The sequence below is a fragment of the Dactylosporangium sp. NPDC000521 genome, from assembly GCF_042898305.1.
Classification (GTDB): Bacteria; Actinomycetota; Actinomycetes; order Mycobacteriales; family Micromonosporaceae; genus Dactylosporangium.
Genome location: NZ_JBIAYW010000008.1, coordinates 311,759 through 327,442, shown reverse-complemented (window position 1 = coordinate 327,442; position 15,684 = coordinate 311,759). Strand labels below are relative to the sequence as shown.

At 66.7% G+C, this 15,684-nt stretch carries 8 protein-coding genes; 5 read left to right on the top strand and 3 right to left on the bottom strand.

What is annotated here, in order from left to right; translation table 11 throughout:
• Window positions 1-44: 44 nt before the first annotated feature.
• On the top strand, window positions 45-734 hold the full coding sequence (locus ACFY3L_RS26980; RefSeq protein ID WP_389329555.1) for a DUF3800 domain-containing protein: 690 nt from the start codon (window positions 45-47) through the stop codon (window positions 732-734).
• A 205-nt stretch (window positions 735-939) separates the two neighbouring features.
• Here the strand turns inward: ACFY3L_RS26980 and ACFY3L_RS26975 are convergent, their stop codons facing one another.
• Window positions 940-1,314 (bottom strand): hypothetical protein, encoded by a 375-nt coding sequence (locus ACFY3L_RS26975; RefSeq protein WP_389329552.1) that lies wholly within the window; start codon window positions 1,312-1,314, stop codon window positions 940-942.
• A gap of 558 nt (window positions 1,315-1,872) precedes the next feature.
• Window positions 1,873-2,280, bottom strand: coding sequence for a hypothetical protein (locus ACFY3L_RS26970; protein ID WP_389329549.1), 408 nt, complete (start codon window positions 2,278-2,280; stop codon window positions 1,873-1,875).
• Window positions 2,281-2,927: 647 nt separating this feature from the next.
• On the opposite strand from ACFY3L_RS26970, the gene ACFY3L_RS26965 reads away from it, so the two are divergent.
• The 4 genes from ACFY3L_RS26965 (at window position 2,928) to ACFY3L_RS26950 (ending at window position 13,181) form a co-directional block, all read left to right on the top strand.
• On the top strand, window positions 2,928-6,356 hold the full coding sequence (locus ACFY3L_RS26965) for a helicase-related protein (protein WP_389329546.1): 3,429 nt from the start codon (window positions 2,928-2,930) through the stop codon (window positions 6,354-6,356).
• 21 nt (window positions 6,357-6,377) lie between these two features.
• Window positions 6,378-9,188 carry a DUF1156 domain-containing protein gene (locus tag ACFY3L_RS26960; protein ID WP_389329544.1) on the top strand — a complete coding sequence of 937 codons (2,811 nt, stop codon included), beginning with the start codon at window positions 6,378-6,380 and terminating at the stop codon, window positions 9,186-9,188.
• A gap of 101 nt (window positions 9,189-9,289) precedes the next feature.
• Complete coding sequence (locus tag ACFY3L_RS26955) at window positions 9,290-12,700, top strand: Swt1 family HEPN domain-containing protein (RefSeq protein WP_389329541.1); 3,411 nt, start codon at window positions 9,290-9,292, stop codon at window positions 12,698-12,700.
• A gap of 349 nt (window positions 12,701-13,049) precedes the next feature.
• Window positions 13,050-13,181: a hypothetical protein gene (locus ACFY3L_RS26950; RefSeq protein WP_389330126.1), complete on the top strand. Its 132-nt coding sequence runs from the start codon at window positions 13,050-13,052 to the stop codon at window positions 13,179-13,181.
• A gap of 203 nt (window positions 13,182-13,384) precedes the next feature.
• On the opposite strand, the gene ACFY3L_RS26945 is transcribed toward ACFY3L_RS26950, so the two are convergent.
• A complete protein-coding gene (locus ACFY3L_RS26945; RefSeq protein WP_389329537.1) occupies window positions 13,385-15,541 on the bottom strand; it encodes a fibronectin type III domain-containing protein in 2,157 nt (718 codons plus the stop codon).
• Window positions 15,542-15,684: the final 143 nt, after the last annotated feature.

The window sequence follows — 15,684 nt, the reverse complement described above, 5'->3', positions numbered from 1 at the left end:
CATTTGTCCAGAACGTACGACCAGTTGGAGCACACCCCCCGGTCATGGTCACCACATGTAACTTCGCCGTGTTCTACGTCGACGACTCCGGCAGCGAAAACGCCGGCTACACCACGTTCACCTGGATCCGGGTCAACCCCGCCCACTGGGCTGCGGCGACCAGTCGGTGGCTGGGCTTCCGCGCAACACTTCGCCAGCGCCACGGCATCCCGGCCTCGGTCCGGCTACACGCCACCGAACTCGCCGGCGGTCGTGGCCGCACCGCCCACGAGCACGCCTGGCGCCCCGGCAGAACCGGCCTGGCCATCATCCGCGCCGGCCTCGACGCGATCGCCACGCTGCCCGGGATCACGATCGGCACCGCCTACCGGCGCACCACCGCCCGCGGCCGTGCCTTCGAAGCCGACAAGCAGAGCCTGTACCAGCGGTTGACCGCCACGCTCAACACCGCCCTGGACGACGAGGACGCCTACGGCACCGTCGTGATGGACGGCGACGGCACCAACACCGGCTACACCCAAGGACACCGCAGCCTCCCCCGCCAGGGGCGCCGCCTCATTGAGGACCCGTTCTTCCGCCACGCCAGTGCCAGCCAATGGGTCCAAATCGCCGACTTCGCCGCCTGGAGCGCCTACCGCTCCCTGAACGCCACCGAGCGCCGGGCCAGAACCGCGTCCTGGTACGAGCAGATCCTCGGCCGCCTCGACGTCAACGGCGGCCCGATCCCACTGTGAACAGCGCTCGCTCATCGTCCAGCGGCCCGACGGCGGCACCGCCAGGCAGCGCGGCCGGCCCGGACCTGACTTTGCATCTGCCCCCGTCCCCCAGCCCGTCGCGCGCGTAACGCTCGTCGGCCCGCAGCACGCCGAGCCGTCGATGCGAACTCGCGCGACATGATGCTGGTGCTGTGCGACCACTCGGGGCGACGACCCGAATCGATCACTTCGCCAGGTGGGCAATGTCTGGCGCCAAGGATGATCCGGGCAATCCACCCCACCCGGTCGTCCATCGCCACCCCCAGATCTGCTCGTCAGACAGGACCGGCGCCATCGAGGCCGGTTCCGTCAACAGGTCCCAACGCTCCGCGTATGGCTTCCAGACACGCACGTTAACCCAGGGCTGCTCGACAGGCGTGTTGCGCTGCCCGACCGGAATGCTCGGATCGGTCAGCCAGTCCTGATGCACGATCCACACGACCGCAGCGACATGTTCGCGAGCAACGATAAGGGTACGCGGCGCCGCCCACGGCTCAGTTGCCGGAAGCTCCACGAACGAAAACCACTCCCGCTCTGGCACCGCAATCTGCTGCGCCATCGTGTTGACCAGCTAGTTCGTTACCGCGCTCCGGCGGGTCGCAATCTTGACCTGCAACTCGACCATCCAGCGAGGCGGCTGCATCTGCACTGCCAGCACATTGGTGCGTTTCAGACCGTCCCTGGTCAACGCCGCCGCCCAACCCAGCCGGTCAAGGACCGCGCACGCCCAATGCTCACCGGCTGACTTTTGGCATCTTCGGTATCGGTTACCGCGTCACCATGCTCAACGCAACGGCAACGGACAACCCCGCACGGCCGCCCCACAGAACCAGCAGACCGACGTCGGCTCCGTGTCTCACCCCTCGGCCGCCGCCTTCATGGCCCGGCGCCCAGTCGGGCTTATGCGAGTACGGCCCCCATGCTGGGTGAGCACGGTGTTGCAGCGCTCACCGGGAACGACCTGGTGAGCGCTGCAGGTGTTTGCCGCGAGACACATGACTTCGACCACCGCATCGATCAGCGCTGGTGACCGACCATCAGCAAGGTACACGACCCGGAAGACCGCGATCGTGACGCTGCCTGCCGATGCTGCGAGATTCACTGGCGCCGGACGCAGCTAGAACACGACAACGACGGGCTGGCCGCCGACGTGATCAAGGACTTGGCGCATGACCCTGTCCCGCTCGTGGCTGCTCGACCAACTGGTTGCGTACCGCCCGTCGCGTACGACGCGGACCACCCAGCCGTGCGACTCTGGAAGGATCAGGTGAACGCAGTTCGCGTAGTAGTCGCTACCACCGATTACCACGACCGGGCCCTGGCCCATCCGGGCAAGAGCCGCTGTCAGCAACTGGGCGAGCGCGCGCCTGGCCTCAGCCGCGTTCTCGCCCTGCACCCGCCATGCGCCGTGGACGTCGGCGGGGCCGACATCGAGTTCGGCGTGCCACGGCGCCAATCGCCGGGACGGACGGGTGAGCAGAATCGGCAGCCGGACGGTGGACTGTTGTTGACGGTCGCCGTTCACACCTTCACCCGCCCGATCCGCACCCGCCCGATCCGGCCTTTCGCTGTCGGGTGGCCTACGCGGCCGACCATGTCGCCCTGTGGACCCGACGGGCGGGGAATCACCATCCGTGATCTGACAGTGACCGCTCTACCTCCGACCATCTGGATGGGATGAAGATCGCTGCTGAGCATGCTGGATGTTCTCCTCACTATGGATGGCATCGCGTCAGCGCACGCAGGGCTGCGATACTGGCCTGCGCCTGCAGGCGTACCGAGGGTGGTGAAGTAGCCGGGGGGCGTGTCACCGTCGGCCGCGCTGACCGCGCCGCCAACCGACCCACGCCCGCAGCCGGGCAAGGGAACGCAGCCGGCATGAGCTGTCCTTGCCACGGCAACGGTCTGCAGAGGCGGCACCGGCAGGGCGGCGGGGCGGCGCGCCCTTGCCGGACCAGGGCGGGGCCGGTACAAGGCGCAGAAGGCAGCGCGGCCGGCGAGACGGCCGAGACTCGAACCCACTCGACCGCCGACATGCGGCAGAACTACATGCCGCTGCCTGCAACCGTTCGGGACCAAAGGGTCCGCACAGGGGCATGTCCGGGCCGGTCCACCCGGAAATGTCGGTGGGTCCCGGTAAGCTTCTGCAGGCTATCGAGGTGGAGGTAGTCGATGCGGCTTGAAGATCTTGCGTCCGGCGTCCGGGTCGCCGGCGTGGTGCCGGGCGAGACGGTCTCCGTGGTCGCCGTGCAATGGCACGGCTCCGACGCCTTGGAGCTCACGTACAAGACGCTCGGGGGCAAGCTGCGTCAGCAGGTCTTGTTCCGGGCCGACGAAGACCGTCTGGACCTGTCCGACGCGGGCAGCCGGCCGTTCGACGGCGACGCTGCACAGTTCCGGCTGGTTGCCGAGGCGCAACGGATCTCGCTGGCCGGCTTGTTCGACCCGATGCTCGCCGCGGCCACCAGTGACGTCCGCCCGCTGCCGCATCAGATCAGGGCCGTCTACGGTGAGATGCTCGATCGGACACCACTGCGGTTCCTGCTCGCCGACGACCCGGGCGCGGGGAAAACCATCATGGCGGGCCTCTACATCAAGGAGCTCCTGCTTCGCGACGACGTCAGGCGATGCCTGATCGTTGCCCCCGGGGGCCTGGTCGAGCAGTGGCAGGACGAGTTGTTCTTCAAGTTCGGGCTGCGCTTCGAGATCCTCGCCACGTCGATGGTGGAGGCAGCACTTGGAGCAACCGTCTTTGAGCGGCATCCGCTGCTGATCGCCCGGATGGACCAGATGGCGCGCAACGCGGACCTGCTGGCGCAGCTCGGCGATGCCGAGTTCGACCTGGTGGTCGTGGACGAGGCGCACCGGATGGGAGCGCGCTACTTCGGTAACAAGGTCACCAAGACGCGTCGCTTCCAGCTCGGTGAGACATTACGGGATCGCACGCGGCATTTCCTGCTCATGACCGCGACCCCGCACGCAGGCAAGGAGGAAGACTTCCAGCTGTTCCTGACGTTGCTCGACCGGGATGGCTTTGAAGGCCGACTGCGGGCAGGAGGGCAACGACCGGACACAACCGGGCTGATGCGCCGCATGGTGAAGGAGGATCTGCTCACCTTCGACGGCAAGCCGCTGTTTCCGGAGCGCATCGCACAAACCGTGCCCTACGACCTGACCGCTGAGGAACAGCGCCTCTACGAGCGGGTGACCGCATACGTCCGGGATGGCATGAACCGGGCTGAGCGGCTTGATGACAAACGCCGCAACACGGTCGGGTTCGCCTTGACAGTGCTACAGCGACGTCTGGCCTCCAGCCCTGAGGCGATCTACCAGTCACTCGTCCGCCGCGCCGAACGCCTCCGCGGCCGACGCGACGACCTGGTCCTGGGCCGTGGCGTCACCGATGAACCGGCCCCGATCGACCCGGACGCGTGGGACGACGACGAGCACAGCGCGGAGGAGGTCGAGCGGATCGAAGAGGAGTTGCTCGACGCGGCAACGGCGGCCCGGACGGTCGAGGAACTCACCGCAGAGCTGGCCGACCTCGACCGGCTCATCGAGGTCGCCCGGCGGGTCCGCAACCTCGACACCGACCGCAAGTGGGTCGAGCTGCGACAAATCCTGGAAGACAACGACCTCATCGGCTCCGCGGCCGAGAACCCACGCAAGCTGATCATCTTCACCGAGCACCGCGACACCCTCAACTACCTGGCCCGCAAGATCCGGTCGCTATTCGGCAGACAGCAGACGGTGCAGACGATCCACGGCGGGGTCCGCCGCAACGACCGGCGAGCCGTCACTGAGGAGTTCACGAAGAACCCGGTATGCCAGATCCTGCTGGCCACCGACGCTGCCGGTGAAGGCCTCAACCTCCAGGTCGCCCATCTGATGGTCAACTACGACCTGCCGTGGAACCCGAACCGCATCGAGCAGCGGTTCGGGCGGATTCACCGCATCGGGCAGACGGAAGTGTGTCGGCTGTGGAACCTGGTGGCGGCGAACACCAGGGAAGGCGAGGTGTTCACGCAGCTGTTGTTCAAGGTCGAAGAGCAGCGCAAGGCGTACGGCGGCAAGGTCTTCGACGTCCTTGGTGCCGCCTTCGACGAGACACCGCTGCGCGACCTGCTGATCGAAGCCATCCGCTATGGCGACCTGCCCGAAACCCGGGCCAGGATGCAGAAGGTCATCGACGAGTCCGTCGCCCACGGGCTCAAGGAACTGCTCGAGGAGCGGGCACTGGCCCACGACACCATGTCGCAGGCCGACCTAGCCCGCATCCAGCGGCTCATGGAGGAAGCCCGGGCCCGCCGGCTGCAGCCGCACTACATCGAATGGGCGTTCCGCCACGCCTTCCAGCGGCTAGGCGGCCGCCTTGCGCGCCGCGAACGCGGACGCCAGGAGATCACGCACGTCCCCGCCGCGATCCGCGCTGTCACGAAGTTCGGACCGATCGCGACTCGTTATGAACGGGTCTGCTTCGATCTTCGGCACGTCGAACTCGACGGCAGGCCACGAGCGGACCTGCTCGCCCCCGGGCACCCGTTGCACGACGCTGTCGCCGAGCTGACCATCAGCCAGTTACGACCTGTCCTCGAGCGTGGAACCGTGCTCGTGTCGCCGAACGTCGAAGCGCCCACCCTGCTCGTCGGCGTGGTCGAAGACGTCGTCGACGGTACGGGCGCCTCAGTCGCGCGGCGGTTCGGGTACGCCTACGTCGATCCGGCCGGCCAGGTCAGACCTGCCGGTCCCGCCCCGTACCTCGATTGCGTCGCCGCACCACGCGCGACCGCTGCGGCTGCCGCAACCAGGCTAGCGTGGCTCAATGACGCCGAGGCGCGGGCGCGCACCTGGATCATCGGTCATCAGTTGCAGGAGTACCTCGCCGAGGTCGGACCCCGCAGGATTGCGGAGGTCGAACGGATTCGTAACCGTGTCGACCAGCGCCTGGCGACCGAATCGAACCGGCTCATCGGTGAGGCGATGGCGGCACAGGAAAAGGAACGCGCAGGGACGAAGCCGAGGGAGAGCTCGGACAGTCTTACCCGCAAGGCCGAGGATCTCATGGCCCGGCGCACGAGCCGGCTCGCGGTCCTCGCCCAGCAGGCGCAGCTCGCCACGAAACCGCCAAGGATCATGACGGCCGCGCTGGTGCTTCCACTGACCGCGGTCGGTGACAAGCTCGCGCCGGACGCACCGATGCACGCCAAGGAGACGAAAGAGGTCGAACGGCGAGGCATTGACCTCGTGCTGGCGACCGAACATGCGCTCGGCCGGGACGCCCAAGAGCAGGCCTTCAACAATCCCGGCTACGACGTGCTGTCCATTCCCGCCGACGGTGGCCCGTCTATCCGTATCGAGGTCAAGGCACGCATCGAGGGATCCGACGACTTCTACGCCACTCACAACGAGGTCATCACCGGTAAGAACGCCGTGCCGCACTACCGGCTCGCCCTCGTCACGGTCAGTAAGGCCGGCCCCGAACATGACGAGGTACGGTACGTTGCCGACCCGTTCGCCGGCGTTGAGTTCGGTGACCTCGCCACGACCGGCGTGCGCGCCAACTGGGCGAGAACGTGGGCCGCCGGCACCGCACCCTTCTGAACCAGAGGCAAGAGGAAGTTGATGAAGCGCAAGCTGATCGAGGTCGCGCTCCCGCTGGAAGCGATCAACCGAGAGTCGGCGAGGGAGAAGTCGATCCGTCACGGCCACCCGTCCACCCTGCATCTGTGGTGGGCACGCCGGCCGCTGGCCGCAGCGCGCGCAGTCCTCTTCGCCCAGCTTGTCGACGACCCGTCAGCACATCCGGACAGGTTCCCGACCGATCAGGAGCAGCGCGCGGAGCGCGAGCGGCTGCACCGGATCATCGAGCGTCTGGTGGTGTGGGAAGACATCCGGGACGAAGATCTGTTGCGCGACGCGCACGCCGAGATCATGCAATCCTGCGACGGAGAACCTCCGGCGATCCTCGACCCGTTCGCCGGTGGCGCCACCATCCCGCTCGAGGCGCAACGGCTGGGCCTTAAGGCACGCGCCTCCGACCTCAACCCTGTCGCTGTGCTGATCAACAAGGCGCTCATCGAGTTGCCTCCGAAATTCCGTGACCGGAAACCCGTGTTCCCCGGCCTTGCGGAGTCGCAGCTCCGACCGTGGATGCGAGCGCAGGGCTTGGCGGCGGACGTTCAGGCGTACGGAACATGGATACGGAACGAGGCCGAGAAGCGGATCGGCCACCTGTACCCGAAGGTCGTGTCGTCAGAGGGCGTCACGGCGACGGCGATTGCGTGGATCTGGGCGCGCACCATCACGTGCACCAACCCGGCATGTGGCATTACCATGCCACTGGTCCGTACATGGTGGCTGGGTAAGAAGCAGGGCAAAGAGGCGTACATCGTCCCTTCGGTCGTCAAGGACGATGCGCATCCCTCTGGTCTGCGCGTTCGGTTCGGCGTGGTTCATGACAAGCGGCAGGCGCCGACGGCGAGCAATGACGGCACCGTGTCCGGACGGGCAGGAGCGGTCTGCGTGTCCTGCGACGCTTTGGCGCCGATGGCGTACATCCGTAAGGAGTTCAAGGAAGGCCGGGGCGGTGCCACCCTGATGGCCGTGGTCGCCGAAGGCCACCGCCGACGCATCTACAACGCTCCGGATGTCACGCACGCGGCCGCCGCCCAGATCGACCCACCGGACGATGTTCCTGATGGCGTGATCGCGAGCAATCCTCGCTGGTTCTCCCCGCCTGCGTACGGGTTGACGCACTTCTCTGATCTGTTCACCAACCGGCAACTCGTCGCGCTTACCACGTTCAGCGATCTTGTCGTTGAGGCCCGCCAGCTGGTGCTTCAGGACGCGATGGCGGGAGGTATGCAGGAAGGCGATCGCCTGGAGTCCGGCGGTGTCGACGCTGCCGCTTATGCCGACGCCGTCGCGACGTATCTGGGCTGCGCCGTCAGCAGGGTGGCGGATTACGGTTCCACGATCGCAACGTGGATGCCGGACCCGAAGAACGAGGGGCTTCGCAACACGTTCGCTCGGCAGGCGCTGCCTATGACGTGGGACTTCGCGGAGGCAAACCCCTTCTCCGACGCTTCGGGCAACTTCAACTTCATGCTCCGCGGCGTCGTGCGGGTGATTGAACGGCTGGACGGCGCCATCCCGGCTGTCGTGCATCAGGCGGACGCCGTCGAGGCGGTCTCACAGCCCGCGGTGATCTCAACCGATCCCCCGTACTACGACAACATCGGGTATTCGGACCTGTCGGACTACTTCTACGTATGGCTGCGCCGCTCGCTGCGAGCGATCCACCCGAGGCTGCTGAGCACGATGCTGGTGCCGAAGGCGAAGGAGCTGGTGGCCAACCCGTACCGGCAGGACGGCAAGGACGGCGCGAAGAAGTTCTTCGAGGACGGATTCCGTAGTGTTTTCGCCAATGCGCGGGTTAACGCGCATGCGGACTTCCCGATCACCGTGTGGTATGCATTCAAACAGTCCGACGTGTCGGATGAGGGCACCGTCTCCTCGGGGTGGGAGACGCTGCTCGACGGCATGGTCAGCGGCGGCTGGACGATCACCGCGACGTGGCCGAGCAGAAGCGAGCGCGGCGGCAGGATGATCAGTATCGGCACGAACGCCCTGGCATCCTCAATCGTGCTGGCGCTGCGCCCCAGGCCTGCGAACGCACCCACCACGGATCGGCGCGGCTTCACCGCCGCGCTGCAGCGGGAGCTGCCCGACGCCCTACGCAAGCTTCAGCAGGGCGCAATCGCCCCGGTCGACTTCCCACAGGCGGCGATCGGGCCAGGCATGGCCGTGTTCAGCCGGTACGCGAAGGTGCTCGAGCCGGACGGTTCGCCGATGGCGGTACGGTCGGCGTTGGCCCGAATCAACGAAATCCTGGACCAGGTGCTGAACGAGCAGGAGGGCGACTTCGACGCGACGACCCGGTTCGCGATCGCCTGGTACCGGCAGTATGGCTACACAACGGGAGGATTCGGCGACGCGGACAATCTCGCACGCGCCCGCAACACGTCCGTTGAGCGGATGGACCGTGCCGGCATCCTGATCAGCCGGGCCGGAAAGGTCGCGCTCATCAAGCCAGCCGACACACCCGAGGACTACGACGTGGTCGGCGACGAACATCCATCGGTGTGGGAGAGCCTGCACCACACGATTCGGACCCTGGAGTCGGAGGGCGTCCCGGCGGCTGGCGCGTTCCTGTCTGCTGCGCAGCGCCGCGCCGACGGCACCGTGGACCCGGACCTCATCAAGGAGCTGGCGTTCCTGCTGTTCTCCATCGCTGAACGGAACGGCTGGGCTAAAGACGCCATCGCGTTCAACACAGTCGCGCAGTCGTGGGGCGACGTGGTCGACGCGGCGAGGACGGCACCAGCTCCACACGTGCAGGGTGAACTTGACTTCACCGACGCCGAGCTGTGATGTCGTCACGTACGGATACACTCCTGCCGCGATCGGTGACAAGACCGGCATCATTGAACTCTCGTTGAACACCCGGGCAGATCAAGGAGAAAGCAACGCTCATGGCGACCAGTAACCGCGATCGCATCGGAGAGATGTTCGACGTCCTCGCTCCAGCGCTGAACCGGTTCATCGCCCGGGCCGTCGAACCCGAGCTGCCGGATGGCGCCGGATGGGTGCGGATCGTCGCCGCAGTCGACAACACGATGGACCGTGAGCACAATCCAGACGACCCGTATCTGCAGTTGAAGCTGCTGTCCCAGAACTACACCGGGCGGTTCAAGAAGGGCTGGTACCCGTTCCGGGGACAGCTGAATCGGCTCCACGAGGCCTATGCGGGCGAGTTGTTCGACGTCCGTAACGCGTGGGCGCACATGAAGTCGTTCACCGATGATGACGCCTACCGCGCGCTGGACACGGCCGAGCGTCTCGCGAACGCGATCGGCGCTGGAGACGCCGCGGTGCGGATCGAGCGCATCAGGCTCAACCTGCGCCGCGTCACCGCTGATAAGGACGACCGCAGGACCCTCAAGACCGCCGCCGAGACGGCAGAGTCGACGGGGCTGAAACCGTGGCGTGAAGTGCTCCGGCCACACGACGACGTCGCAACGGGCAATTTCCAAGCTTCGGAGTTCGCCGCTGACCTGTTCAAGGTGGCGCAGGGCGCAGCTGCCAACGACTACGCCGACCCAGTGCAGTTCTTCGCCCGTACGTATCTCACGGAAGGGTTGCGGGACCTCGTCCAGCGTGCCGTGCGACGGCTCCGCGGCGACGACAACGCCTCACCAGTAATCAACCTGCAGACCAACTTCGGCGGCGGCAAGACCCACTCCATGCTGGCCCTGTGGCATCTCGCGGGCGGCACCGAACTGACAGCGCTGCCACAGGAGACGCAGGACCTGCTCGGCCCGCTTGGCTATGAGCAGATCACCAACGCCAGACGGGTCGCGATCGTCGGCAACCACTTCGCCCCGACCGGCGAGGTCAAGACGGACGGCACGATCGTTCGCACGCTGTGGGGCGAACTCGCGTGGCAGCTCGGCGGGGCACCGTCGTACGCGCTCGTCGCCGACGCCGACCGGGCCGGCACCAACCCCGGTCGAGCGCTGCACGACCTCCTCGCCGCCCACGCCCCGGCCGTGATCCTCATCGACGAGTGGGTGGCGTACGCCCGGCAACTGCCCGACGATCCCGACGACGCCGCGGCAGCGGGCATCACCGGCGGCACCTTCGACACTCAGTTCACGTTCGCCCAGTCCCTGACCGAGGCAGCGAAGTCGACCAAGGGCGTGCTGCTGGCGATCTCTATCCCGGCGGCAGAGACCGGCGACGACCCCGACGAGCCGGTCGCCGGCAATGTCGAAGAGGTCGGCGGCCGCCGAGGGCTGGACGCACTGCAGAGGTTGCAGAACGTCGTACGCCGGGTCGCTGACCAGTGGCGGCCCGCCTCATCGGACGAGGCATACCACATCGTCCGGCAGCGCCTATTCGTCACGCCGGACGCGGCGGCGCTGGCATCGATCCGAGCGGCCGCCCGAGCGTTCGTCGAGTTCTACCGCAGATATGCCGACGAGTTCCCGCGAGAGGCCCGAGACTCAGACTACGAGGACCGGATCAAGCGGACGTTCCCGATCCATCCCGAACTGTTCGACCGGCTCTACGAGGACTGGTCCAGCCTCGAGCGGTTCCAGCGGACCCGCGGCGTCCTGCGTCTGATGAACACTGTGATCCATGCCCTGTGGGTCGGCGAGGACAGCGGCCCGCTGATCATGCCGGGCTCGATACCGATCGCAGCGTCGTCGGTGAACTCGGAACTGACGCAGTATCTGCAGGACTCCTGGAAAGCGGTCATCGACGCCGACGTCGACGGCCCGAACGCAGAACCCACCAAGATCGACCATGAGAAGCCGTTGCTGCAGAGCCGCCGGGTCACCAAACGGCTGGCCCGAACCGTCTTCTTCGGCGCCGCCCCGACTCTCGGCTCAGCACACAAGGGCCTGGAACGGCAGCGCGTGTTCCTCGGCACCGCCATACCCGGTGACATCCCAGGCAACTTCCACTCCGCCCTCGCCGCCCTCACCGACCGCGCCACCTACTTCTACTCCGGCGCAGGGAAATACTGGTACGACCTGCAAGCCAATATCACCCGGCGCGCCAGGGACCAGGCGGAACGCCTGCACGACGAAGACGTCTGGGCGGAAATCTGCGCCAGACTCGTCGTCCAGGAAAAACACCCGGGCGACTTCGCCGCCGTCCACATCTGCCCCGACGACAGCGGAGACATCTCCAACATCGATGAGGCACGGCTGGTCATCCTGCATCCAAAGGCCGTCTACAAAAAAGCAGAATCCGAGTCGAAAGCGATGACGTTCGCGCAGGCGGCTCTGGAATACTACGGCGCCAAGCACCGGACACGGCGCAACATGTTGGTGTTCCTCGCTCCTGACGTCAACCGCATGGAAGAACTCGATTCGGCTGTCCGCGACTATCTGGCGTGGTCCCGGGTCCTGGACGACGCCGATGAACTTGACCTGACCCAGAATCAGAAGAACCAGGCGGCAGAGCGGAAAGCGTCGGCGAACGACACCGTGCACAGTCGACTTCTCGGGACCTACCACTGGGCACTTGTGCCCAGAGCGTCAGACCCAGCTGCAGCGTCGGTAATCGAGCCCGTCAAGGCGGAGGGGCAGTCACCGTGGCTTGCTGAACGCGTGTCGAAGCGCCTCGCCGCCGACGGGGACCTTGCCACCCAGCAAGCCGCTGCAGCGATCTCGCACTGGCTGATGCGGCTGCCGCGGCTCTGGGAAGCCGGGCATGTCAGGGTCGGTGACCTTTGGGAACAGTACGCGACCTATCCCTACATGCCGCGCCTGCGAGACCGGTCGGTGCTGATCCAGGGCATCGCAGAACAGCCACTGCTTTGGGAGAACGAGGGTTTCGCGGTGGCACTGGCATTCGACGGCGAACGCTACGAAGGCCTCCGACTGCCATCCGACGGAAGGTTCGGCCAGGTCACCGACTCGATGCTCCTGGTCAAGCCCAGCGTTGCCGTCGAACAGCGGCGACGCGAGCTGGCAGAAAGGACCGATTTCGGCGGCGAGGGAAGCCCAAATGCCGACCGCAGCGCCGGAACCGGCGACGAAGAGCGGGAGGGACACGGCACGGACTCCGCCCCCGGATGTGACCCGGGGTCCGGCGCGGGATCCGCACCGAACCCGAAGGTCGACTATTTCTTCGGGAGCAAGACGCTCGACCCCGCGCACTATGGGCTTGACTTCAAGCGGTTGATGGACGAGGTGATTCAGCACCTCGCAGGCACGCCGGGCGTCGACCTCAAAGTTCGCGTTGAAATCGAGGCAACCACCTCGCTCGGATTCTCGGAGTTCCGAGTTCGCACCATATCCGAGAACAGTAGCGCACTGAAATTCGATCAGGCCGGCTTCGAAGAGGGAACGCTGGGTGGAGCAGGCTAAAAGAATTCGTACGTAACAGTGACAAAACATAGGTTCGACCGCGCCACCGTCTACGCCCGGCTACGGCCCCATGCGCTACCCGGCGGTGGATGCCGCGCCGGCGCTGGTGGCGGAGGCTGGTTGCCGTGGCACCCGGCGACTGACGGCTGGTTGAACAGATACGGGGCACCATCCAGCTGGCTCTCCGGTCACTTTCGGTGACACCCCCGAAAGTCAACGAGCCTAGCAATGATCGAAAGTCTTCGAGCTACACAGGTCGCAAGGTCGTGGTCCACCCTTGCAGCGCCCTTTGCGGACACAGCGAGTCCAGCAAGAAGGCCGGATCCGAACTCACAAGAGTTCTGGGCAAATGCTGGGCCAGCCGGTCGATCAGGAAGGTTTTCGCAGCTCAGAGCTAATTCAACCCGAGATCACCCAGATCTACGAGGGCACCAACCAGGTCCAGCGCATTGTCATGGCCCGCCAGCTGCTCAACGGCTAGATCGGTCACATTGTCGCAGATGAATGGCGCAATCAGTAAAAAACGATTCTTCCGGTCGACTTCGGACGATTCCGGCCGGCTCGGCTGGCTGCTCCGCAATGATGCCGTTGCGTCCGTTCGTGGCGTTCTAGCAGGCCGAGCCCGTGACCGGCGGGGTCCGGCAGGGCCGCGATGCGCGACGCTGCCGGACCCGCCGGCTCAGGTCAGCGCACCTCCTCGGTGGACTCGTGGCCCTCGTTGTAGCCGAGAATGATCATCGGACTGGTCTCCCACGCGACCCGCCCGGTGTACCCCTCGATCACCCTGATCCGCCGGGCGACGCAGTGCTGCAGGGTGAGCTTGTACGTCTCGCCGGGGTTGAGCTCGGCGACCTGCTCCAACGGCCAGCCGTCGCGGTCGTAGTACCAGACGTACATCTTGTTCGTCCTGTTGGTGTTCTTGAACTCGATGCTCTTGTACAGCGGCAGGCTGGTCGTCCGGGCGACGGTGACGGTCTTCGTCGTCGTGCGGCCGTCCGGGCCGTAAGCGGTCAGCGTGTAGGTGACGTTGCCGTCGTGGGTGCCGCCCCCGACCTCGTCCGACCACTGGAACAGGTCCCTGGTCTGGTCGTACAGGACGGTGCCGCCCCGCGAGACCACGACCCGGCTCGCGCCGGAGGTCTGCCACTTCAGGGTGACCGAACGCGGTGCACACGCCTCGACCGACCCAGTCGACGAGGTGAACGTGTCGACCACCGGCGGCCCGCTCGTGCCCCCGGTGCCCGACACGGTGTCACCGTTGTCGTAGCCGGCCTTGACCGGGAGCACGTAGAACCGGTACCCGGTCAGGGCCGGCAGGCCGGTGATCGTGTACGTCATCTCGCCGCCGGTGCCCGGACGAGCCGGCACGGTCGCGGTGCTGGTCGCGCCGGAGTCGGTGGAGCGGCCCCACCCGACCAGGTAGTGGTCCTCGCCGTCGGCGTTGTCGGTCCACCGGAAGGTGATGCTGTTGTCGGTCCGGCCGGCCATCGTCACGCCGGTCGGGCGGGGCAGCGCCGGGAACTTGGTGGTCGCGCAGACCTCGGCCGCCGCCTCGCTGATGTCGTTGAACGCGATGACCCGGTAGCAGTACCGCGTGTTCGGCGTGACGGCATTGTCGGCGTACGTCCGTCTGACGTTGCGGTCGTCCCGCCAGATCTCCTGCCATGGCCCGCCGGCCACCGACCGCTCGATGCGGTGACCGGTCTCGCTGGTCGAGTTGTCCGTCCACTCCAGATCGACCAGTTTGGACGTCAGGTCCCACTCCTGGAAGGGCAGGATCGTCGGGGCCACGACCGGCGCCGGCACGTTGTAGGTGCGGCATCCCAGCTGGGTGTTGTTGCTGCCGTACGAGCGGTTGATGGCGTACGCGCAGACCGAGTGGTCGCCCGCCGTCATGCGCACCGGCAGGGTCAGGTCGTAGCCGTGCGCCGGCCCGTACTCGCCGGGCAGGTCCGTCCGGTTCCCGTTCGCGGTCACCGAGCCGACGAAGACACCGCTGTCGTAGAAGTGCACGTCGGTCGGGGTGCGCGGCTCGTCCGGGTCGACCGACCAGCCCCATACGCGCAGCTTGTCCCCGGTGCGGGTCACGCCGTCGAGCGCGCCGAACGGGTCGTGCTTCACGGTGTACTGCCGGCAGCCCAGCAGCGTGTTCATACTGCCCGCCCCGACGTTGATGGCGTAGAGGCAGATCGTGTGCGCCCCGTCGCCCGGCCGCTCCGGAGTCCGGACCGTGTAGCCGTGCGCGGTGCCGTAGTTGGGGTAGCCGACCGGCGGCGAGGCCAGCGGCCCGTCGGCCCGGGCCGTGCCGGCGAAGGCCCCGTCGTGGTACAGGTGCAGGTCCACCGCGCCTGTCGTGTCGCCGTCGATCGCCCAGCCCTTGAGGACCAGGTCGGTCCCGGACCGTTCGAACGAGTCGAGCCCGCCGACCGGGTTGAGCGCGACGGCCAGGCTGACACAGCCGAGGTGGGTGCTCCCGCCGGCCGGGCTGGTGGTGACCGCCAGGGCGCACACGTTCGCGCCGGCCCACGCCGGCACAGTACCGGAGAAGCTCCCGCTCCGGGCCGCGTCCAGCGTGCCGACGATGATGTTGTCGATCATGACGCTGACCCGGACCAGATAGCCGCCCGGATCAGTGGCCCAGCCGACCACCGCCACCCCGCCCGGCACCCGGGTCGCACTGGTCAGCACGCCCTCCGGATCGACCGGCTCGGTCGGGTTACAGCGCGGGGGCGGCTTCGGCACATCGCAGTTCAGTGCCGCCTGCGCCGGACTCCCCGGCACCACCAGCCCCACCCCCAGGGCCAGCAGCGCCGCGAGCGCGGCATGCAATAGTCGTCTCAATCGAAGCTCCTCGAAGTGTCGGGTCCACACTGCCGCTTGCGCCGACAGCGTGACCCCGCCCACATTCAGAAGCCGTGCATTCCGCGTGCAACCGATCCACGCCCAGCTATGGGGGCGGTCCCGGCGGCCAGAGTGACGGCGGC

What these genes read in the sequence shown, in the direction of transcription:
- ACFY3L_RS26965 (WP_389329546.1), top strand. Translation starts at nt 2,928, where the DNA reads ATGCGGCTTGAAGATCTTGCGTCCGGCGTCCGGGTCGCCGGCGTGGTG.
- ACFY3L_RS26975 (WP_389329552.1), bottom strand. Translation starts at nt 1,314, where the DNA reads ATGGCGCAGCAGATTGCGGTGCCAGAGCGGGAGTGGTTTTCGTTCGTG.
- ACFY3L_RS26950 (WP_389330126.1), top strand. Translation starts at nt 13,050, where the DNA reads ATGCTGGGCCAGCCGGTCGATCAGGAAGGTTTTCGCAGCTCAGAGCTA.
- ACFY3L_RS26955 (WP_389329541.1), top strand. Translation starts at nt 9,290, where the DNA reads ATGGCGACCAGTAACCGCGATCGCATCGGAGAGATGTTCGACGTCCTC.
- ACFY3L_RS26980 (WP_389329555.1), top strand. Translation starts at nt 45, where the DNA reads ATGGTCACCACATGTAACTTCGCCGTGTTCTACGTCGACGACTCCGGC.
- ACFY3L_RS26960 (WP_389329544.1), top strand. Translation starts at nt 6,378, where the DNA reads ATGAAGCGCAAGCTGATCGAGGTCGCGCTCCCGCTGGAAGCGATCAAC.